The sequence below is a fragment of the Elioraea sp. genome (assembly GCF_051860475.1).
GTDB lineage: Bacteria > Pseudomonadota > Alphaproteobacteria > Acetobacterales > Acetobacteraceae > Elioraea.
This window is the reverse complement of record NZ_JBHYDW010000007.1, coordinates 59037-65037: the sequence shown is the minus strand read 5'-3', so window position 1 is coordinate 65037 and position 6001 is coordinate 59037. Positions and strand designations below refer to the sequence as shown.

Here is a 6001-nt window from a genome sequence, read left to right as displayed (position 1 = left end):
AACGGCACTTCACCGCACCCCGGCTGAAGCGCAGCGCCGCCCGGCTGATCGCCGCGCTCGAACGCGAACTCGCCGACCTCGACACCGGCATCGACGAGGCCGTCCGCTCCTCCCCCGCCTGGCGCAAGACCGAGGACCTGCTCGCCTCCGTCCCCGGCATCGGCAAGACCATCGCCCGCACCCTCATCGCCGAACTGCCGGAACTCGGCTCCCTCGACCGCAGAGAGATCACCGCCCTCGCCGGCCTCGCCCCCTTCACCCGCCAGTCCGGCCAGTGGCGCGGCAAGGCCGCGATCGCCGGTGGCCGTGCTTCCGTGCGTGCCGCCCTGTTCCTCGGCGCCATGGTCGCGCGCCGCCACAACCCCGCCCTGCGCGCCTTCTTCGACCGCCTCCGCGACGCAGGAAAGCCAAGAATGGTCGCCCTCATCGCGGTCGCCCGCAAACTCCTCACCATCCTCAACGCCATCCTCGGGGATCGACGCCCGTGGCAACAGGCCGCTACGCGGCCTCCTCCGCGCGGCGCTCCGCGCGCTTGCGCTCGTGCGGATCAAGGAACCGCTTGCGCAGACGGATCGCGGACGGTGTCACCTCCACCAATTCGTCATCGTCGACATAGGCGATCGCCTGCTCCAGGCTCATCCGCCGCGGCGGCACCAGCAGCATCGCGTCGTCCTTGCCGGCGGCGCGAATGTTGGTGAGCTTCTTCTCCTTGATCGGATTGACCTCCAGATCCTCCGCCCGGCTGTTCTCACCGATCATCATCCCCGCATAGACCTTCTCGCCCGGATGGACGAACAACACGCCGCGCTCCTGCAGGTAGAATAGCGCGTAGTGCACCGCCTCGCCGTCCGCGTTCGAGATCAAGGCCCCGTTGCGCCGCCCCTCGATCGCGCCCTTCCACGGGAAATACCCCGCGAACAGACGGTTCATGATGCCGGTGCCACGCGTATCCGTCAGGAACTCGCCGTGATAGCCGATCAACCCGCGCGCGGGGATCAGGAAGGTGAGCCGCGTCTTGCCCGCACCCGACGGACGCATGTCGCGCAGCTCGCCCTTGCGCAACGACATCTTCTCGACCACCACGCCCGAGTGCTGCTCGTCGACATCGATCAGCACCTCCTCGAACGGCTCGAGCCGCTCGCCGGTCGCCTCGTCGCGCTTCAGGATCACGCGCGGCCGGCCGATCGTCAGCTCGAACCCCTCGCGACGCATGGTCTCGATCAGCACGCCAAGCTGCAACTCGCCGCGGCCGGCGACCTCGAACGCCTCGACCTCCTCGCTGTCCTTCACCTTGATCGCGACATTGCCCTCGGCCTCGCGATACAGCCGGTCGCGGATCTGGCGGGACGTCACCTTCTTGCCCTCGCGCCCGCCGAGCGGGCCGTCATTGATCCGGAACGTCATCGACAGCGTCGGCGGATCGACCGGGATCGCCGGCAGCGGCGCGGTCTGCTCGGGCGCGCAGATCGTGTCGGGCACCGTTGCCTCGGCGAGACCCGCGATCGCGATGATGTCGCCCGCCTCGGCCTCGTCCACCGGCACGCGCTCGAGCCCGCGGAACGACATCAGCCTGGACAGCCGACCCGTCTCGATCACCGAACCGTCCGCCCGCAGAACCTTCAACGGCATGTTCACGCGCGCGCGGCCCTGCTCCAGCCGCCCGGTCAGCACGCGGCCGAGGAAGTTGTCGTAGTCGAGGATGGTGGCCGCCATCGCGAACGGCGCATCCTTGTCGAGCGCCGGCGCCTTCACGTGCGACAGCACGAGATCGAACAGCGCCGAGAGATCGCGCTTTGGCCCATCCAACGCCACGTCCGCCCAGCCCTGCCGGCCCGAGGCGTAGAGCATCGGGAAGTCGAGCTGCTCGTCGGACGCGCCCAACGCGGCGAACAGGTCAAACACCTCGTTGTGCACCTCGTCGGGGCGGGCGTCCTGCCGGTCCACCTTGTTCACCACCACGATCGGCCTCAGCCCGCGCGCGAGCGCCTTGCCGACCACGAACTTGGTCTGCGGCAGCGGACCCTCGGCGGCGTCCACCAGCACGATCGCGCCGTCCACCATGTTCAGGATGCGCTCGACCTCGCCGCCGAAATCGGCGTGGCCGGGCGTGTCGACGATGTTGATCCGCACGCCCTTCCACACCACCGAGGTGCACTTGGCGAGGATGGTGATGCCCCGCTCGCGTTCGAGGTCGTTGCGGTCGAGCGCGCGCTCGGCGACCTGCTGGTTCTCGCGGAACGCGCCGGACTGGCGGAGAAGCTGGTCCACCAGGGTCGTCTTGCCGTGATCGACGTGCGCGATGATCGCGATGTTGCGGATATCCATCATGTCGTCCTCTGCCCCAGCGGGGCGCTCTGCTGCGCCGCACACATAAGGGGATGGCCCGCATTCCGCGAGTGAAAAGTCAGTGTTGCTGTCCTGTGACGGATGCGGGCCGAGGGGGCATCAGGCCGTCAGGCGATCCTTCACGAGCTGCGCCAGCGGGGCCACCGGCCGTGCGCCGAAATGGCTGATCGCCTCGGCGGCGGCCACCGAGGCCATCACGCCGCACTCCGCCAGGGGCCGGCTGCGCACCAGCCCGGCGAGGAACCCGGCGGCGTAGGCGTCGCCGGCGCCGGTGGTGTCCACCACCGTGGTCGGCTCCGCCGCGATCGTGTGCACGGCACCGTCGGCGACGATCACGCTGCCCTTCTCGCTGCGGGTGAGGCAGGCCACCCGCGTCTCGGCGCGCACGGCGGCGACGGCGTCCTCGAAGCTCGCGACCTCGTAGAGCGACAGGACCTCATGCTCGTTGGCGAACAGGACGTCGATCTCGTCGGCCACGAGCGAGCGGAACGCCGCACGGTGGCGGGCGACGCAGAACGGGTCGGACAGCGTCAGCGCCACCTGGCGTCCGGCCGCATGGGCGACGCGCGCGGCCTTGCGGAAGGCGGCCTGGGCGGCCGGCGGGTCGAACAGGTAGCCCTCGAGATAGGTCACGGCCGCGCCGGCGACCGTCGCCTCGTCCACATCCGCCTCCGACAGGCCGACGCAGGCGCCGAGGAAGGTGTTCATGGTGCGCTGCGCGTCCGGCGTGACCAGGATCAGGCAGCGCGCGGTGGGCGCGCCGCCGTTCGCGGCCGGGGTCTCGAAGGCGACCCCGGCGGCACGGATGTCGTGGCGGAACACGGCGCCGAGCTGGTCGTTCGCCACCTTGCCGATGAAGGCGCCGCGACCGCCGAGGCTCGCGAACGCCGCCATGGTGTTCGCCGCCGACCCGCCCGAGACCTCGACGGCCGGGGGCATTGCGGCATACAGCGCCTCGGCGCGGGCGGCGTCGATCAGGGTCATCGCGCCGTTGTTCAGGCCGTGCGCCGAGATGAAGGCGTCGTCGCAGCGCGCCAGCACGTCGACGATGGCGTTGCCGATGCCGAGGAGGTCGTAGGTCATGGGGCTCCGATCTGCTGTGCGCCTGTCCCTTAGCCTGACGGGCAGGCGGGCGCCATGATGGGGGCATCGCTGCACGCGGTCGGGCGGCGCGCGGGTCGAACCCGTACGGCAGCCGGTCCGGACCCTCATTCAGGACCGCAGGCGGGTTGCGGCAGCTCACCGCCAGGTTCACCGCCTCACGGCACACGACCTCCGCGTCTCGTCGCCCACGCAGACACGGTCCGCGAGGATCTCCCGTGGCTGGGGCCCCACGGTGGCCGCCGTGGGGCGACCAGAAACGCTTGCCTGGGGCAGACGGGGGCGCTTCCCTGCCACGCGGGTGCACCGCAGGCACTCTGAAGAGGCATGGCGGCGGTACTGCGTCGCTGGCGCCGAAGGTATACGGATGACGACATCCCAATTGACAATCCTCGGGCTGCTGCTCGGCGTGATCGTGGCGATGGCCTCGGGCCGGGTGCGCCCCGATCTCGCCGCCCTCGGCGCGCTGCTGGTCGCGGTGGCGCTCGGACTCGTGCCGGCAACCGACGCCTTCGCCGGCTTCGGCGCGCCGGCGGTGGTCACGGTTGCCGCGGCACTCGTCCTGTCGCGCGCGGTCGAGGAGACCGGCCTCGTGCAGGGGCTCGCCGACCGGCTGCTGCCGGCCGGCAGCGGGGCGATGATGGCGATCCTGGTGCTGGGTGGCATCGGCGCGGCGGCCTCGGCCTTCATCAACAATGTCGCCGCGCTGAGCCTGCTGATCCCGGCGGCGCTGCGCGTCTGCCGCCGCGACGGCATCGCCCCCGGCGCCCTGCTGATGCCGCTCTCCTTCGCCACCATCCTCGGCGGCATGACCACGCTGATCGGGACGCCGCCCAACGTGATCGTCTCGGACGCGCGCGCCAGCGCCGATCTCGGCCCGTTCACCTTCTTCGCGTTCTCGACCGCCGGGCTGCCGGTCGCGCTCGCCGGTCTCGCCTATCTCGCGTTGATCGGCTGGCGGCTGGCGCCGAAGCGGGAAGGCTCGGCCGAGGACGTGCGCGACATCGCTCCCTACGTCGTCGAGGTCTCGGTCGATGAGGAGGGCAAGGCCAATGGACTCACGGTGAAGGACCTCGACGAGGCGCTCTCCGACTACGACGGCCAGGTGCTGGCGCTGATCGGTGCCGGCGACCGCACGCGCGTGCCGCACGGCTCGACCGTGCTGCGCGCCGGCGATCGGCTGTTGCTGGAGGCCGAGGCCGAGGCGCTGGGGCCCGGGCTCGAGACCCTCGGACTGGCACTGGCTGAGAAGGCGACGAAGGGCAGCGGGCTTGTGGTGGCCGAGGCCGTGGTGACCTCGGACAGTCGGCTGGTCGGCCGCAACGCAGCCTCGGTGCGGCTGCGCGATGTCTGGGGCGTCAATCTGGTCGGGTTGTCGCGCCACGGCACGGTGCGCCGGCAGTCGCTCGCGCGGCTCAGGATCGAGCCGGGCGATGTGCTGCTGCTGCAGGGCCGTGAGGAGACGCTGGCGGCGTTCCAGTCCGCGACCGGGCTGCTGCCACTCGCGCCGCGCAGCCTGGCGATGGCGTCCGAGCGGACCCTGCGGGCGGTGCTGCCGCTCGTCGCCGGGGTGGCGCTCGCCGCCGCCGGCATCGCCCCGGCACCGGTGGCACTCGCCGCCGCCGCGGCGGTTGCGGTGGCGCTGGGCGCGGTCACGGCGCGCGCGGCCTATGGCGCGATCGACTGGCCGGTGCTGGTGGTGCTGGGCGCGATGATGCCGGTCGCGCGCGCGATGGAGACCACCGGTGCGGCCGATGCCGTCGTGCGGCTCACCTTCGAGACGATCGGCACGCCAGCGCTGCCCGTGGCGCTCGCCGTGCTGATGGCGCTGACCATGACGCTGTCGGACGTGATGAACAATGCGGCCACCGCGGCGGTGATGTCGCCGGTCGCGATCGGGCTCGCGCGGGCGCTCGGCGCACCGATCGATCCGTTCCTGCTGGCGACGGCGATCGGCGCCTCCTCGGCCTTCCTCACGCCGATCGGGCACCAGAACAACCTGCTGGTGATGGGACCGGGCGGCTACCGGTTCGGTGACTACTGGCGTGTGGGCCTGCCGCTGGAGCTGGTTGCGCTCGCGGTGGCGACACCGATCCTCACCACGATGGCGTCGGCATAGCGGTCAGCGCGTGGTGACGGTGCTGCCGGTGCCGCCGGCGGCCGCTGCCGTCGCGAGTGCTGCCGCTGCGAGAAGACCGAGCGGCAGCGGGCCGGCGAGACCGCCCGCCGCAAGCCCAGCGGCCGCCGGCCCCGCAGCGGCGGCCGGAGCGACGGCGAGCTTGCGCGGCGCGGGGGGGATCTCGGACTTGCGTTCCGACGGCGCGGGGCGCGCCGCCACCGCATCGGCGGCCGGCGGGATGACAAGACGTTGCAGCCCGGGCCCGGCCGGTGCGGGCCACGTGGCCTGCGCCAGTGCCGGTGCGGCGCTCAGCGCCAGGATCGCGACGGCAAGCCGGAACGTCATGCTGCGCTTGACGATACCAGCAGGCGGCGCGCGCGGCAAACACACCCGGTGTTCGCCCCGCTTGCGCGAATGCGAAGTCTCGGGGAGGGT

4 protein-coding genes and 1 pseudogene are annotated in these 6001 nt (G+C 71.6%); 2 read left to right on the top strand and 3 right to left on the bottom strand.

Annotation, left to right across the window (positions count from 1 at the left end; all coding sequences use genetic code 11):
* Positions 1-497: pseudogene (locus tag ACTIFU_RS02790) on the top strand (transposase); the annotation flags it as partial.
* A 1-nt stretch (position 498) separates the two neighbouring features.
* Here the strand turns inward: ACTIFU_RS02790 and typA are convergent.
* Together typA and ACTIFU_RS02780 are read right to left on the bottom strand one after the other, a co-directional pair.
* Positions 499-2325, bottom strand: a complete 1827-nt coding sequence (gene typA, locus ACTIFU_RS02785) for a translational GTPase TypA (protein WP_439576761.1) — start codon at positions 2323-2325, stop codon at positions 499-501.
* A 120-nt stretch (positions 2326-2445) separates the two neighbouring features.
* Positions 2446-3429 (bottom strand): adenosine kinase, encoded by a 984-nt coding sequence (locus ACTIFU_RS02780; RefSeq protein WP_439576760.1) that lies wholly within the window; start codon positions 3427-3429, stop codon positions 2446-2448.
* Positions 3430-3829: 400 nt separating this feature from the next.
* Between ACTIFU_RS02780 and ACTIFU_RS02775 the strand changes: the two genes are divergently transcribed.
* Positions 3830-5566, top strand: coding sequence for an SLC13 family permease (locus tag ACTIFU_RS02775; RefSeq protein WP_439576759.1), 1737 nt, complete (start codon positions 3830-3832; stop codon positions 5564-5566).
* A gap of 3 nt (positions 5567-5569) precedes the next feature.
* On the opposite strand, the gene ACTIFU_RS02770 is transcribed toward ACTIFU_RS02775, so the two are convergent.
* On the bottom strand, positions 5570-5911 hold the full coding sequence (locus tag ACTIFU_RS02770) for a hypothetical protein (RefSeq protein WP_439576758.1): 342 nt from the start codon (positions 5909-5911) through the stop codon (positions 5570-5572).
* Between the last annotated feature and the right edge of the window lie 90 nt (positions 5912-6001).

Coding starts and splice junctions, on each gene's coding strand:
- ACTIFU_RS02780 (WP_439576760.1), bottom strand. CDS start 3,429: ATGACCTACGACCTCCTCGGCATCGGCAACGCCATCGTCGACGTGCTG.
- typA (WP_439576761.1), bottom strand. CDS start 2,325: ATGGATATCCGCAACATCGCGATCATCGCGCACGTCGATCACGGCAAG.
- ACTIFU_RS02770 (WP_439576758.1), bottom strand. CDS start 5,911: ATGACGTTCCGGCTTGCCGTCGCGATCCTGGCGCTGAGCGCCGCACCG.